At 69.3% G+C, this 15,201-nt stretch carries 9 protein-coding genes and 4 pseudogenes; 9 read left to right on the top strand and 4 right to left on the bottom strand.

The features are described from left to right. Positions 1-117: 117 nt before the first annotated feature. From AB0I23_RS33865 to AB0I23_RS33840, 6 genes are all read left to right on the top strand, one after another. Positions 118-1,485, top strand: coding sequence for an aspartate aminotransferase family protein (locus tag AB0I23_RS33865; protein WP_359115222.1), 1,368 nt, complete (start codon positions 118-120; stop codon positions 1,483-1,485). After that, a complete protein-coding gene (locus AB0I23_RS33860) occupies positions 1,485-2,672 on the top strand; it encodes a mandelate racemase/muconate lactonizing enzyme family protein (RefSeq protein WP_359115220.1) in 1,188 nt (395 codons plus the stop codon). Before AB0I23_RS33865 ends, AB0I23_RS33860 begins: the two co-directional genes overlap by 1 nt. Then, positions 2,669-3,514, top strand: a complete 846-nt coding sequence (locus tag AB0I23_RS33855; protein ID WP_359115217.1) for an amidohydrolase family protein — start codon at positions 2,669-2,671, stop codon at positions 3,512-3,514. Before AB0I23_RS33860 ends, AB0I23_RS33855 begins: the two co-directional genes overlap by 4 nt. Before the next feature lie 190 nt (positions 3,515-3,704). Beyond that, positions 3,705-4,544 carry an SDR family NAD(P)-dependent oxidoreductase gene (locus AB0I23_RS33850; RefSeq protein WP_359115215.1) on the top strand — a complete coding sequence of 280 codons (840 nt, stop codon included), beginning with the start codon at positions 3,705-3,707 and terminating at the stop codon, positions 4,542-4,544. Between the two features lie 89 nt (positions 4,545-4,633). Beyond that, the gene (locus AB0I23_RS33845; protein WP_359115212.1) at positions 4,634-6,772 is read left to right on the top strand and encodes a peptidase C14; all 2,139 of its coding nucleotides are present in this window, start codon (positions 4,634-4,636) and stop codon (positions 6,770-6,772) included. Then, entirely contained in the window at positions 6,769-7,710 is a 942-nt protein-coding gene (locus tag AB0I23_RS33840) for a GNAT family N-acetyltransferase (protein ID WP_359115209.1), read from the top strand. Before AB0I23_RS33845 ends, AB0I23_RS33840 begins: the two co-directional genes overlap by 4 nt. An 18-nt stretch (positions 7,711-7,728) precedes the next feature. Here AB0I23_RS33840 and AB0I23_RS33835 read toward each other — a convergent pair whose 3' ends face one another. After that, the gene (locus tag AB0I23_RS33835; RefSeq protein ID WP_359115255.1) at positions 7,729-8,430 is read right to left on the bottom strand and encodes a DUF5995 family protein; all 702 of its coding nucleotides are present in this window, start codon (positions 8,428-8,430) and stop codon (positions 7,729-7,731) included. A 281-nt stretch (positions 8,431-8,711) separates the two neighbouring features. Between AB0I23_RS33835 and AB0I23_RS33825 the strand changes: the two are divergent. After that, positions 8,712-10,007 (top strand): annotated as a pseudogene (locus tag AB0I23_RS33825) (RHS repeat-associated core domain-containing protein); the annotation flags it as partial. Positions 10,008-10,782: 775 nt separating this feature from the next. Further along, complete coding sequence (locus tag AB0I23_RS33820) at positions 10,783-11,283, top strand: hypothetical protein (RefSeq protein WP_359115206.1); 501 nt, start codon at positions 10,783-10,785, stop codon at positions 11,281-11,283. Positions 11,284-12,359: 1,076 nt separating this feature from the next. Here the strand turns inward: AB0I23_RS33820 and AB0I23_RS33815 are convergent. The 3 genes and pseudogenes from AB0I23_RS33815 to AB0I23_RS33805 all read right to left on the bottom strand — a co-directional run. Next, positions 12,360-12,485, bottom strand: a pseudogene (locus tag AB0I23_RS33815) (3-hydroxyacyl-CoA dehydrogenase family protein); the annotation flags it as partial. A gap of 42 nt (positions 12,486-12,527) precedes the next feature. Continuing rightward, positions 12,528-13,913, bottom strand: a complete 1,386-nt coding sequence (locus AB0I23_RS33810) for a uracil-xanthine permease family protein (protein WP_359115203.1) — start codon at positions 13,911-13,913, stop codon at positions 12,528-12,530. Between the two features lie 185 nt (positions 13,914-14,098). Beyond that, a pseudogene (locus AB0I23_RS33805) lies at positions 14,099-14,257 on the bottom strand (nitrate reductase); the annotation flags it as partial. 568 nt (positions 14,258-14,825) lie between these two features. On the opposite strand from AB0I23_RS33805, the pseudogene AB0I23_RS33800 reads away from it, so the two are divergent. Continuing rightward, a pseudogene (locus tag AB0I23_RS33800) lies at positions 14,826-15,192 on the top strand (transposase); the annotation flags it as partial. Positions 15,193-15,201: the final 9 nt, after the last annotated feature.

Below are 15,201 nucleotides of genomic sequence, written 5' to 3'. Positions count from 1 at the left end.
ATCACGCACCACGGACCACCACTTCCTGCGGCGACTGCCGGGCGGATGGCGCCAGGGACTCACAGGCCGGGCAGGGCCTGCGAAAACCGACGACTCTCGACGCAAGGAGCAAGCGATATGAGTTCAGGCCCGGTAGGCAATGAATCCGGAGCCCGACTCGCCGAGCGCGCCCGCCAGGTCGTACCCGGCGGCGTGAACAGCGGTCAGCGCAGCGTTCCCGGACTGACCGACCTGGTCGTCACCGGGACCGACGGCGCACGGTTCCGTACCGCCGACGGACGCGAGTACACCGACTTCCACTCGGCGTTCGGGCCGCCGCTGCTCGGCCACAACGACCCCGACGTGGCCCGCGCCACCGCAGAGGCCGGCGCCATGCTCGGCCACATGGGCGTCGGCGTCACCGAGGGCGAGATCCTCCTTGCCGAACAGCTCACCGAGCTGATCCCGTCGATCGAGAAGGTCCTCCTCACCAGCACCGGCAGCGAGGCCACGTTCCACGCGCTGCGCGTCTCCCGCGCCGCCACCGGCCGCCGCCTCGTCGTCAAGTTCCAGGGCTGCTACCACGGCTGGCACGACTCGGTCAGCCTCAATGTCATCTCCGCCCCTTCGATGGTCGGCGGCCACGACCCGATCTCCGCCGGCATCCTGCCCGAGGTCCTCGAGGCCACCCTCGTCCTGCCGTTCAACGACAGCGACGCCGTCCGCCGCGCCTTCGCCGAGCACGGCTCCGACATCGCCGCCGTCATCGTCGAGCCTGTCCCGCACAACGTCGGCGCGCTCCTGCCGTTCCAGGAATTCCTCACCACCCTGCGCGAGGAGACCACGAAGGCCGGCAGCGTCCTGATCTTCGACGAGGTCATCACCGGCTTCCGCCACGACATCGGCGGCTGGCAGAAGATCTCCGGCATCACCCCGGACCTCACCACCCTCGGCAAGGCCATCGCCAACGGCGCCCCCGTCGGCGCGATCGGCGGCCGCGCCGACCTGATGGACCTCTTCTCCACCCGCCCCGGCGCCCCCGCCTTCTTCGCCGGCACGTACAACGGACACCCGTCCGTCGTCGCCGCCGCCCTCGCCACCCTGCGCAAGCTCCGCGAGGAGCCGGTCCACGAGCACGTCTTCCGGCTCGGTGACCGTGTCCGCACCGAGCTGACCGGACTGTACGAGCGCCTCGGGGTCCCGGCCGTCGTCACCGGCTACGGCTCCGTCTTCGTCAGCTACTTCATGCCGGGCGAGACCCCCCGTACCTACGCCGACCTGCTCGACAACGACGCCTCACTGTTCGTCGGCTACCGCCGGAGGCTCCTCGACCACGGCCTGTTCGAGCTGCCGCTCAACCTCAAGCGCAGTCACATCAGCTACGCCCACGCCGACGCCGACGTCGACCGCCTCATCGAGGGCACCGAGGCCGCCGTCAAGGCCGTCCTCGCCGAGGGCGGCGCCCGTGACCTCGAGAACACCTCCACCATGGGCGGAGCCCGCTGATGCTTACCGTGAACCGCACCCGCCCGGCCGGCCCCGCCGGACGGATCACCCGGGTCGAGACCCTGATGCTGGGCACCTCCTGGCGCGACTTCGGCTACGTGCGGGTCCACACCGACGAGGGCCTCTCCGGCATCGGCGAGATCACCCACCCCTACCGGGTCGGTGAGGTCTGCGCCCTCACCGAGGCCCTCGCCCGGCGGCACGTCATCGGCGCCGACCCGTTCGACATCGAGGAGCTCTGGCTCCGCGTCTACCAGGGCGACTTCCTCCGCGGCGGCGACATGGGCGGCATCGCCCTGTCCGGCCTCGACCAGGCGATGTACGACCTGATGGGCAAGGCGCTCGGCGTGCCCGCGTACCGCCTGACCGGTGGCGCCTGCCGCGACACGGTACGCGTCTACGCCAACGGCTGGTACACCGGCGAGCGCGAGCCCGTGACCTTCGCGGCCAAGGCGAAGGAGGCCGTGGCGAAGGGCTTCACCGCCCTGAAGTTCGATCCGTTCGGCCCCGGACTCCACGAGCTGGAGCGCGCCGAGCTCCGCCGCTCCATCGACCTCGTCGCCGCCGTCCGCGAGACCGTCGGACCGGACGTCGACCTGTTCATCGAAGGCCACGCCCGGTTCGCCATGCCGACCGCCGCCCGGCTGGTCCGCGAGCTGGAGCCGTTCGACATCGGCTGGTTCGAGGAGCCGATGCCGTGGACCCACATCGAGCGGTACGCGGAACTGCGGCAGCGCGCCGCCTTCCCGATCTCCGGCGGCGAACACTTCCACAACCGCTACGAGTACAAACAGCTCTTCGCGACGAACGCCGTCGACATCATTCAGCCCGACCTCTCCATGGCCGGCGGCTTCACCGAGGTGCGGAAGCTCGCCGCGATCGCCGATACCCACGGCATGCTCGTCGCCCCGCACAACTCCAACTCGCCGCTCTGCACCACGGTCTCGGTGCACGCGACGCTCGGAATCCCCAACCTCAAGATCCTCGAAACCTTCGACGGGCTCCTGGAGCCGTACGTCTTCGACGCACTCAAGGGCACGCTCCCGATCGTCGACGGCCACATCGGCCTGCCGACCGCCCCGGGGATCGGTGTCGAACTCGTCGACGAGGTTTTCGAGGAACACCCACCCAGCCACCGCTTCTGGAACATGTTCGCGGACGGCTGGGAGAAGCGGAACCGGACATGATCGTCGACGTCCACTCCCATCTCTTCCGGCACAGCCACGACTTCACCGACCCGTTCAAGTCCGACTCGGCCCGCGCCCACGCGGGCGAGGTCGACCTGACCGTGAAGTGGGAGGAGTACGCCGCCTCCGCACCGGAGGGCACCCGCACGATCGTCGTCGGCGGCAAGGCCCGCCGCAGCGGACTCTGGGTCGACGACGCCGCCGTGGCCTCGTACGCGGGAGCACACCCCGACCGGCTGATCGGCTACCTCTCGCTCGACCCCACCCAGCCCGGCTGGCAGGACGAACTCCGCCACGGCCACCAGGAGCTCGGCCTGCGCGGCATCAAACTGATGCCGATGTACGCGGGCTTCGACCCGGCGGCGCAGGAGTACGACGAGCTGTACGGGTACGCCGAACGGCACGGCCTGCCGCTCCTCGTCCACACCGGTACCACGTTCGTCTCGAACGCCCCGCTGGAATGGGCGATGCCCCGACACCTGGACGCGGTCGCCATCCGCCACCCGGAACTACGGATGGTCCTCGCCCACCTCGGCCACCCGTTCGAAGGCGAGTGCATCGCCGTCATCCGCAAGCACCCGCATGTGTACGCGGACATCAGCGCCCTGCACTACCGGCCCTTCCAGCTCTGGCACAGTCTTCGGCTGGTCCAGGACTACGGGGTCTTCGACAAACTGATGTTCGGCAGCGACTACCCGTTCACGACGGTCGACGACTCGGTGAAGGGGCTGCGGGAGATCGCCCGCATCCCCGGCATCCCCGGACTGCCGCCGCTCGACGCGGACGCGGTGGAAGAGATCATTCACCGGCCGTCGCTGGACCTGCTGGGACTGAACGGCTGATCCCGCAGCCCCCACGATCGAGCGGGACCGAACGGCACCACCCGCCGTTCCCATGATCCTGCCGGTACGACACCGGGGTCTTCCCCCATTCCCCGACCGTCGTGCGGCAGCCGGGCCGCCGCGCAATTCACCCCCTGGTGCGGCGCGGCGGCCCACCTCCCCGTACCACCCAGCCAGGAGGAATCCCGCCATGACCGCAGCCGTCCCGCCCCGCGGTACCGACCGCTTCGACCTCACGGGCCGCACCGCGGTCGTCACCGGAGCCGCCCGGGGCCTCGGCCGGTCCTTCGCCGTCGGGCTCGCCGAGGCGGGCGCCGATGTGGTCCTCGTCGACCTGCCCGGCGCGGACGGTGTCGCGGAGACGGCCGCGGCCGTCGAAGCGCTCGGGCGGAGGTCCTGGACCCATGGGCAGGACCTTGCCGACATCGAGGCCCTGGCCGGCTTCGTCGACGCCGTACGTGCCGAGACCGGACCGCTGCACATCCTGGTCAACAACGCGGGCACGGCGGCGCTGGAGCGCTTCAACGAGATCACCCCCGCAAGCTGGTCGCACATCATGCGGGTCAACGTCGATGCGGTCTTCTTCCTCAGCCAGCGCATCGCCGAACACATGACGGCTGACGGTGTCGCGGGCCGCATCATCACCATCACGTCGAAGAACGCCCTGGTGGCGGAGGCGGGTCTGGCTCACTACAACGCCTCCAAGGCCGCCGCCCAACTGCTCACCGAGACCCTGGCGGTCGAGCTCGCCCCGTACGGCATCACCGCCAACACCCTGGCCCCCGGCATGGTCGAGACGCCCATCGACGGGGAGTTCCCGTTCGACCGGGAGGCGTTCGAGTCCGCGTACCGCGAGCGGATCCCGCTCGGCCGCTATGCGCAGCCCGACGAGTGCGTGGGCGCGCTGCTGCTCCTCGCGTCGGACGCCGGGGCGTACCTGACCGGTGCGCGCCTGGTCGTCGACGGGGGAGTGCTGGCCGACCAGATGCCGCGCATGCGGTTCATGCCGCCGTACCGCAACACGATCTGACGCCGTCGGGCACGCGGCCGAGCACGCATCACGTACCCAACCCGATCACGCATCACACACGCATCGACAACGCGAGGAGCACCTCCGTCATGTCCGTCCATGCATCGTCCCGCCGTAATCTGCTGCGGGCTTCGGGTCTGGCCGGTCTGGTCATGGCCGGTTCGGCCGTGGCCACCGGCTCGGCGCAGGCCGCCGAACCGGCACTCGCCGGCGATGTGCAGCGTGTCGACACGGTCGCCGAGCTGCGCGCGTTGAACACGCAGCCGCTCGACGACGGCGCCCAGGTCCTGGTCGCCGGCTACCACGCCCCGGGCGACGGCGGCGCGATGGCCGTGCGCTGGGACAGGAAGGCCGGCACCGCCCACAACGGCGGGACCGTGATCGCGCCCGCCGGCGGGAAGCCCGGCCGCTGGGTCCAACTCCACAACGGGACCGTCGACTTCCGTACCTTCGGACACTTCGACACCGAGGAACCTGCCGACGCCGCTCTCGACGCGATGATCGCCGACACCTCGGTCCACCGCATCGAGGCCCACACCGACCTGCGCTTCACCCAGCGACACCTGTGGAACCGATCCCACATAGAACTCGACTTCGGCGGCCACCGCATGGTCACCGACGGCATCGAGAAGAACACCCACGACAACCCCTTCGGCGCCGTCCTCTCCTTCCGCGGCACCGTCACCGGCACCACGGTCAAGCACGCGCTGTCCGGCAAGGTCATCGAGCTCACGGACACCTTTCCGGTCCCGGACGCCGCGGCGTTCGAGGTCGGCCAGTGGTGGTCCGTGCAGGTCGACCCGGTCGCGGGCGGTGGCGGTGACGAACGCGAGCTGCAGAAGCTGGTCGAGATCACCGAGATCGTCGACGGGGGACACATCCGGATCGGCTACCTCAACGGCTGGGAACTCGCCGAGGGGCGCAGGCTCACCTGGACCCGCATCGAGCCGGTCCTGAACACGCACATCCGCAATCTCGTCTTCGAGGGCGCGGGGCCCGACGAGTACACCGGCTCGCACCCGGTCAGCTTCGAGTACGCCGTCGGCTGCGACGTCTCCGGCATCCACGCCACCGGCAGCTTCTGGCCGGTCGTCATGCGCCGGTGGTGCACCCGGTTCCGTACCGAGGAGTGCTCCCTGAAGAACCCGCCCACCGTCGACTACGGTGGCGCGGGCTATCTCACCCAGCAGATCTACTGCCTGTACGGCCGGGTCGCCGACTGCACGACCAGCAATGTCCGGCATCTCAACGACCTGACCGCCTCCGCCTACTGCACCGTCGTGAACTGCCACGGCGACGGCGACGACGCGGGCGGCAACCCCTTCACCACCCACGGGCAGTACGAGCACGATCTGCTCTTCGACGGCAACTCCGGGCTGATGGACATCGCCAACTCCGGTGCGCAATGGGGCATTTCCGCCAAGCGGATCACTGTACGCAGACACGTCTGCTCCTGGTTCACCGCCAATACCAAGATCACCGACCTGACGCTCGAAGACATCACGGTGATCGCCCGTCCGACCTTCGACCAGGCGGGCACCCTCACGGTCAACGCCGACGGCGCCCAGGTGCGTGGCTGTACCGCCAGGACCTTCGCCGTGGCCCAGCGCTCCTCCCGCTCCACCCGGCCGACCGTCATCAGCGACTGCTCGTTCGAGCTGCCCGCGGGCGCCGTCCTCGTCCAGACCCCGGTCACCGCGCCGGTCCACTTCGTGCGCTGCACGTTCAAGGGCGTCGACGGGGTGATCCTGCGTGGCGTCGGCCCCGTCCACTTCACCGACTGCACCGTCACGGGCGCCGAGAATGCGGCCCCGCTCTCCATCGGATCGGCGGACCTCCGGATCGACGGCGGCACATACGACAACACGGGCGTCGAGCTCAGCGCCGTACGCGATCAGCGGATCACCGTCACCGGCGGGACCCGCCTCACCGGCAGCAACAAGGCGAAGGCGCTCCTCGGCCGCGCCGCCGGCAACGCCACCCTGACCTGGGACATCTCCTCCCTCACCAGCACCGCCACCGACTCCGGCACCGCGCACATCCGGATCGCGGACGGCACCAACCACTACGCGGCGACCGGCAGCCGATTCACCGGCGGAACGCTCCATCTCGCCCCACGCGCACTGGAGTCCGTGCTCCACACCTCATGCGTGGAGCGGGGCACGAAGCGCACGGCCATGCCGGAGGACAGCAACTCCGTCCGCACGGAAGGGAATCTGACGCTGTGAGCGTCACTCTCCGGACCGCGACCCCGGCCGACGAGCCCGCCCTGGCCGCACTCTGGGGCGAGTGCTTCGTCGCCCCGCACCTCGCCGCTCTGTACGCCCTCGACCCGGACCGGCACCACCGCACCTTCGTGGCGGAGCAGGACGGACGGATCGACGCCGTCGTCGTCTACGTACCGAGGCAGCTCCGCGACGCGCACGGCGAACCGCAGCGGGTCGGTGGCCTCGGCAGCGTCGCCACCCGGCCCGAGGCGCGCGGCCAGGGGCTCATCCGCCGGCTGCTCGTCGAGGCGGAACGGACCATGACGGCGGAGCTGTGCGCCTGGTCGCTCCTCTTCACCGGAACGCCCGGCGTCTACCGCGGCTCGGGCTGGCAGGAATTCCCCAGCCCCGTCACCGAGGGCGCGATCGCCCGGGGCGGCCCCCCGGCCGGCGGCCGGTTGCGTATCCGCTCCGCCACACCCGACGACGGCCCGGCCGTGGCCGCACTCCAGGCGGCCTACAACGCGCACCGGCCACTCAGTTCGGTGCGGACCGCCGAGGAATGGGCCGTACGCATTCCCGCCTGGTACGGGCCGCTCGACCGCACCCTGGTCGCCGAGGACCCCGAGTCCCACGGGATCGTCTCCACGCTCGTCACCCACCACGGCGAACAGGTCCTGGAGGTACGGGAATGCGCGATCGACCCGCGGGCACCCCAGGCCCTGGGCGTCCTGCTGGCGGCGGCAGCCGCGCGCGGCCATGACACCGGACTGACCCGCGCCCGCGTCCGGCTCCCCGACACCGCCGAGGTCCGGGCAGCCCTGCCCCGGCTGCTCACCGACGCGGTGGTCGGGGAGGAGCACGTGGGCATGGCCCGACCGTTGCTGTCCGACCCGGCGGCGGTACGGGCGACGGTCACCGCGCCCGGAGCCGTCCACTGGTACGGCGACAGCTTCTGAGGATCCGGCGGGGCGCGGTCAGCGGCAAGGAGTGAGCAGACAGCGCCCCACCAGACCGGCCCCCGCGTCCATCCGCTGGCGGAACTCCTCGGCGAGAAGCGGGAGATCACGCAGCCGCCACAGCACCCGGGCCGCCGACCACGCTCCCTCACGGGCCCGCTCCAGGCTCCACGACCCCAGCAGATGGGTGAGCGGATCCGCGACCTCCAGCAGATCGGGCCCCGGCATCAGATCCTCCCGGATCTGCTCCTCCAGCATCACGAGGAGATCGCCCACCTGGTCGAACTCGTCCTCCAGCTCCGGCGGAGCGCAGCGCAGCGCCTGGCAGGTGTCCACGACCGCGAGTGCCAGGTCGTGGCCGATGTGTGCGTTGATGCCCGCCAGTGCGAACTGCAGCGGCCGTACGCCGGGATGGCGCCGGTACTGGAACAGCGGGCGCCAGCAGTCGGGCGGCCGTCGCCCGGCCGTCGCCGCGTCGACCGCCGTCAGATAGCGCTCCGCGAACCGCACATCCAGGGCGGCGGCGGCCGCCCGGTCCGGGAACGCGCCACCGGCGATCCGCCGGTCGACGGTCTCGGTGACCGTCAGATAGACCCGGTTGAAGACCGCCACCCCGTCCACCGGCGGCCAGGAGGACTGGAAGTCACGCATCCGCCCGATCACCGAGGTGACCTCGGGCGGCGCGGCGACGGGACCGGCCCCGTCCGTGAACTGCTCCATCTGCTTGAACTGCGCCATGGGGGCAGCGTCCCAGCCGCGGGCCCGTCCTGGCGCCGACCGGCCACGGGTTCATCGGAACGGGGGAACGACGGCAGAGCCATCGGTGATCCGGAGGCCCGGCCCGGCGATGCTCCGGACGGTCGGCGCGGCGGTTCGCGGTCAGGCGGACGGCACGGGGTCGCCGAGTCCCTGTGCGAGCCTGCGCAGATGGGGGCCGTACTCCGGGTCGGCGAGCGCCGCGGCGAACTGGGCGGTGAGATAGGCCAGCGGATTGCCGGTGTGCCAACGGCAAGCCGGAGACGGTCGTCCATCCCGACCAGTTCTCCAAGTACACCTACGACCTCCGGGACCTCGTGAAGACGGTGTCGGTCGGCAAGTCCGCGACCGACACGGCGCCCAAGGTCACGTCGTACACGTACACCGACCGCGGGCAGCGGCTCAAGGAGACCAAGGCCAACGGCAGCACGGTCGATCTCACCTACTAACTCGACGGAGTCGTCAGGACCCAAGCCGAGAAGAAGGCCAACGGCACCCTGGTGTCGTCGCACACCTACACCTACGACCCGAACGGCAACAAGTCGCAGGATGTGGCGAAGAAGATGAACGCCGACAACAACACGGCGTACCTCGACTCCACCACCGCCTACACCTACGACCCGGCCGACCGGCTCTCCAAGTCGGTCAAGACTGGAACCGGCGCGGGCACCGACACGTACACCCATGACGACAACGCCAATGTCGTGTCCCAGACAGTCAAGGGCGACACGACCACGTACGACTACGACCGCAACCGGCTGCTCTCCGCGACCACCGCGGGGGCCACGGCCACGTACGACTACGACCCGTTCGGCCGCCAGCAGTCGGTGACCAGCGGGGGCAAGGTCGTGGAGCGCACCGTCTACGACGGCTTCGACCACGTCACCGAGTGCACGAGCCTCGATGACGCGGGGGCCGAGAAGACCACCGAGTACACCTACGACCCGCTGGACCGCACAGCGACCAAGACGGTGGACGCCAAGACGACCGACTTCGACTACCTCGGCCTGTCCGGCGAGGTGCTGGACGAGAAGGTGGCTGGCGAGCTGACCAAGTCGTACCAGTACAGCCCGTGGGGCGAGCGCCTCTCCCAGGTCAAGCACAACACCGACGGGACGAGCGAGGACGGCTTCTACAGCTACAACAGCCACACCGACGTCGAGACGCTGACTACCAAGGGCGGCGACACCAAGGCCACCTACGGGTACACGGCCTACGGGAACGACGACGAGTCCGAGTTCACCGGGATCGACAAGCCGGAGGCGGGCGACCCGACGGAGGAGAGCTACAACCCCTACCGGTACAACGCCAAGCGCTGGGACGCCCAGTCCGGCACGTACGACATGGGTTTCCGCAACTACAACCCGGGCCTCAACCGCTTCACCACCCGGGACATGTACAACGGCGCCCTCGCGGACATGGGCCTCGGCTCCGATCCGTACACCAGCAACCGCTACGCTTTCACCGGCGGCAACCCCACCAGCTTCATCGAGCTGGACGGGCACCTGCCGTGCGCCGAGGGCATCAAGGACGTGTGTGGCGCCGGCAGCACGATGACCAGCCTCTTCCTGGCACCTTCCAAGCCGGCCAGCGGTGGCGGCTACACGGAGGGCTCGCCCAGTGAGCCCAAGGTCACATACGACAACGACTTCCCCTACGACCCCAACTCCAAGCCGACCGCGGGCGACTACGTGAGCTGGAACAAGTGGAAGGCCGAGATGATCGGTGGCGGCCTGCTCGCCTCGCTCGGCTTCTACGGTGACGGTGCCCTCGACGACGCCGTGCCTGCCTACGCCCGCTACAGGGAGAACACCGGGGCGGACTTCGAGGTGAACTACAACGAGGGGTACCACGAGGACGAGGCCATCGGGGCCTTCGTGGACGGCGAGATCGCCCGGGCACAGAACGCCGCGGAAATCCTCAGCGGGAAGACCGGGAAGTCCACCTTCGACATGACCGGCGGGGCGCGGAGCATGACGGGCGCCGGCTTGTACACGAAGACCGAGAACTGGGACAAGACCCTGGGTGATCATAAGATCTGGGGCAGCGCCGAAGTCACGTCACAGGGCGACAAGTTCACGATGACGATCACGGTCCACGCCATGGACCGCTACGACTTCAACAAGGGGATGAAGGACAAGGCATCGGGTGCGTCGGACGCCGAGAACGGCCGCTTCGCTACGCTCGGCTGGGCGAAACCGTTCATGGTGAGCGGATCGCTCACCCGAGTCGTCACATGGAACAGGGGAGACGTGGGAAGCAGCACGGTGGTGACCAATGGGCCGCGGTGACGTCCGTCGGACGCGCAGGGGAGTCATGCTGGTCGCTGCGCTGGCTCTGATCACCGGCTGCGGCAGCGGTGTGGCCGACACGGCGAGTGTCCGGAGCCCTGCGGGGTCCTCGGCCCGCTCGCCGGAGACGGCGGAGGCGGAGCAGACGATCGAGCGGGACAAGGGTCCGGTTCTCGAGCGGTTCCCGGAGTTCGGGGACATCATTGCCGTCGAATGGGTCACGAAGGAGTTCGGGAGGCCGTCGGAGATGCCGGGCCCCACGGACTTCCGTGTCTCGGGCGTGGCGCAGCTAGCGAAGGCCGATGCCGAACGGCTCCAGCAGGAGCACGACTGGGTACCGGCCGACGAGGCCCCGGCCACGCTGGAGGGGATCTCCCCCAAGGTGCCCAAGGGGGTGGCCTGGGAGGTGAGTGAGGGATTCACCTCCCAGGTGACGGGGGGAGCGTTCGAAGGGACGTTCTTCCTTGATCCCGAGGCCGGGGTCATGGTGTTCGACGCCGTGAATCCGTCGGTCGCCCATCCCTGAGCACTGTCGCAGTAACGCTGGACCGGCCGTCGGTCGTACGCACACGCGTACGGCCGACGGCCGCACGTCGTTGGAGGCGCTGTGAAAAGTAGGTTCGCGTTCCGTATGCGGGGGAATCGTCTGGGGTGCCTGGCGGCCGACTTGGAGGCCGAGCTCCGGGCGGTCGATGCTCGGCCCGAGCGCAGCACGACGGTGTACGGCGGCATCTGGCTCACGGACGTCTCGGGGGCCCGTGCCAGGGCATGGGAGACATCGGTACCGTCGGCCGCGAGCCGTGCCAGGGCCTGCATCGGCAGCAGGATGCCGCCGCTCCCGGCTGGGCGCAGAGTATGCCGTACTACCGTCTCCCACATGTGAGGGGGAAACGGGGTAGGACCTGCCTTCGGCCACCGGGGAGGTGGTGTGACCGAGGCGATGAGCGCGGCTCCGACCAGGATCCGACGGGGATGATCCTCGAACGGAGCGTGCTTGAGGTAGAAGAAGACCAGCGACTGGCTGTTGACGACGTCCTGGAAGAACGTGTCGATGACAGCCTTCTGGTTGTCCCCATGCAGAACCCACGCGGGTTCGCGAAGCCCAACGCGGCGATCGCACGCTGCTTCGCCTCTGCGCTGTGGCCCTCCACCGGCTGCTGCTCCATGAAATGGTTGCGCAACACGCTGGGGCCGAGAGTGCGTCCGTGCAGGTCACGCCCCCTTCCGGCCAAGGCCTCGACTGTCCCCCGGCGTCCAGCCCCCCCTGTATCGCGTAGCGAGGCGGAAGGCGGGGAGATGCCGTGCGGTCCGTGGCCGACTGGATGCCTCCGTGTACCCAGGTTGGGCCGTCAGTCGCGAGATTCCGCAGGTAGGCAGGGGTGTCAGGCAGGAAAGCCGGGGATATCCCAGGGACTTTCACGGCTGTCGGAGGGCGACATCAGGGACATTCCGTTGCCTGAACAGGTAGGGCCCCGCACAACGCGGAAAGATCCGAACGCGGCGGCGGACCAGCTCCGCCTGGCCGCGCGGCCAGCGCGGAAAACTGCGGGCCTGACACGGAACTTTCCACGTCAGGCCCGCAGTTGAGGCGTCAGAGCACCGTCAGGCGTACGTGCAGAACCTCGACCCCGACTGCCGCCTCAGCCGCCCCGCGTCCACCATCCGCTGGGGCAGCGGCGGCGCCGCGTACAGCGGTTCCTTGAACGTCACGCTCATGTAGGCGGCAACTTTGCCGGAGTCTGCCCTCTGCCTCACTGGCGGTGCCTGCGATCACGATCCGCCCGGCAGCCCTCGGTCGTACCCCGGATTGCCCGGTTCGAGGAGCGGGGGTTCGTCGGTCATGTGGGCGGGAGCCATGATGCGCAGGGCGTGGTAGCCGATGACGACGATCAGCGTTCCCAACGCGATGCCGCTGAGCTGGAAGTTGTCCGTGATCGACAGGCTCACATTGCCGATGCCGATGATGAGGCCCGCAGCCACCGGCACCAGGTGCAGGGGGTTGGAGAGGTCGACACGGGAACGAACCCAGATCTGGGCGCCCAGCAGGCCGATCATGCCGTAAAGGATGACCGTGATTCCGCCAAGGACGCCACCGGGAATGGCTGCCACAACGGCACCGAACTTGGGGCAGAGCCCGAACAGGATCGCGAAGCCGGCGGCGCACCAGTAGGCAGCGGTCGAGTAGACACGCGTGGCGGCCATGACGCCGATGTTCTCGGCGTACGTGGTGGTGGCGGGGCCGCCCACGGACGTCGACACCACAGTGGCCGCGCCGTCGGCCATGATCGCCGTACCGAGCCTGTCGTCCAGTGGTTCACCGGTCATCTCGCCGACAGCCTTGACATGTCCGGCGTTCTCGGCGATGAGGGCGATGACGACGGGCAGGGCGACCAGAACTGCCGAGAGGGAGAAGCTCGGGGCATGGAAGGTCGGAAGGCCGATCCAGTCCGCCTTGGACACGCCCGAGAGGTCGAGACGCCAGTGGTCGATGGACTCGGCACCGCCCGCGGGGGAGTGGATCTTACCGAACGCGCGGTCGAGGACCCACGAGAGGACGTACCCGAAGGCCAGCCCGAGGAAGATCGCGATACGGGACCAGAAGCCGCGCAGTACGACAAGGGCGAAGCCCGTGAACAGCATGGTCGCAAGAGCGGTCCACTGATCCTGGGGCCAGTAGGTGCCCGCGGTGACCGGAGCCAGGTTGAACCCGATCAGCATGACCACCGCACCCGTGACCACCGGCGGCAGTACCGCATGGATGATGCGGGCCCCGAGAGCGCGGACGACCGCCCCGCACAGGAACAAGACCGCGCCGACGACCAGCAGCGCGCCAGTGAGAGTCGCCGCGTCACCCCCCTGTGCCCTGATGACGGCGGCGACACCGATGAACGACAGACTGCTGCCCAGGTAGCTCGGGATGTGGCCCCGGGTGATCAACAGGAAGAGGATGGTGGCCACGCCGGAGGCCATCACGGCGAGGTTGGGATCGAGGCCCATCAAGATGGGGGCGACGAAGCAGGCTCCGATCATGGAGACCACGTGCTGCGCGCCGAGACCGACGGTGCGCCCCCAGGTGAGTCGTTCGTCAGGTCTCACGACCTCGCCCGGTGCGAGGCTCTTGCCGTCGCCGTGCAGCTTCCAGCCGAAGCCCGCCATGGTCTTGCTCCTTGATGTGTTGCTGGGGTGGTGCTGAGATCCGCCGGCTGGACCGGGGGCTCGACGACTAGCGGAACATGCGGTTCAGGCGCATGCCGACAGGACGGGCCGTGAGGGTGGGGATTCGGCCTGCGTCGTCGTATTCTGCGGGGGAGCGCTGGTCTTCGCGCTCATCATGGGTCCTACGGGGCGACGAACGACGCCCCGAACATGGCCACCATGTCCAGGGCGCCGAGCCCGAATGTACGGGGCCAGGAGAGCCGCTCGTCGGGACGGACCACGGCCCCCGGTGCGGGGGTCATTCCGTCGCCGTGCAAGGTCCAGCGCACGCCGAGGCCGCCCATGGTCGCTCCCTGTGTGTCCGTGTGTGGGTCCGTGCGGTGCCCGGTGCCGTTCGTCCGGCCCGGCGCGGTCCGCGGAAAAGATCAGCGCCATGGTAATGCCGGAGCGCTCATTGACTCGTGTCGGGGTTCCCTTGCGCCGGCCTGCGACCAGGTCCCATCCATGAATCGTGCGCGAAGCATTGTCACTCCGAACAGGCGGCTCTACGCTCGCACGGTCTTGCCCATGAACGTCATTTACATATCTGAATTCCTTATGGGAGTAAGGACGAGCGGAAGACCCCGTCGGCGTCTCGGGCCCTGCCCACCGCCGAGGCCGCTCTGACCGCCGTTCTGGTCCTGGCCGGCCGCCTCCTCGGCTGCCGCCACCGCGCACGGACGCCGCCCGCCGCCCCGCGCGCCGAGGACCGTTGTCAACGACGGATATCGCATCCAGCAGGCGAAGCTCCGGCTCGACCGCGGCGACACCGCCCTGCGTACGGCGGCCGCGGCGCTGACGGCGAAGGCCGACAGCTGGCTCGGGCAGGGCCCCTGGACGGTCGTCGAGAAGCCCGAGCCCGCCCCGGGCACCGATGCCATCGGCATCCCGCTCGCCGCAGTTCCGAGCGGCGGCAACCGCAACGACGTCACCCGGCTCATTCCGCTTGTCCAGGCGGTGCCGCCCGTGCGAGGCAAGCGCGGCCGGCCCCGGCGACGTCCCGAGGTCGTACTCGGCGACCGTGGCTACGACCACGACAAGTACCGCCGCCTTGTCCGCGTGCTCGGCGTGAACCCGGTGATCGCCCGGCGGGGCACGGAGCACGGCTCCGGGCTCGGCGCTCAACTGGGTCGTCGAGCGTGCCTTCGCCCACCTGCACTGGTTCCGCCGCTTGCGGATCCGCTGGGAGATCCGCGATGACATCCACGAAGCCTTCCTCAGCCTGGGACCTGTCCCGTAACCGGCTGCG

Origin of the sequence: Streptomyces atratus, from assembly GCF_040655115.1 — a bacterium.
In the GTDB taxonomy this organism is placed as follows: Bacteria; Actinomycetota; Actinomycetes; order Streptomycetales; family Streptomycetaceae; genus Streptomyces; species Streptomyces atratus_D.
Note: the sequence above shows the minus strand (reverse complement) of the source record. Positions and strands in the feature narration are given on the sequence as shown.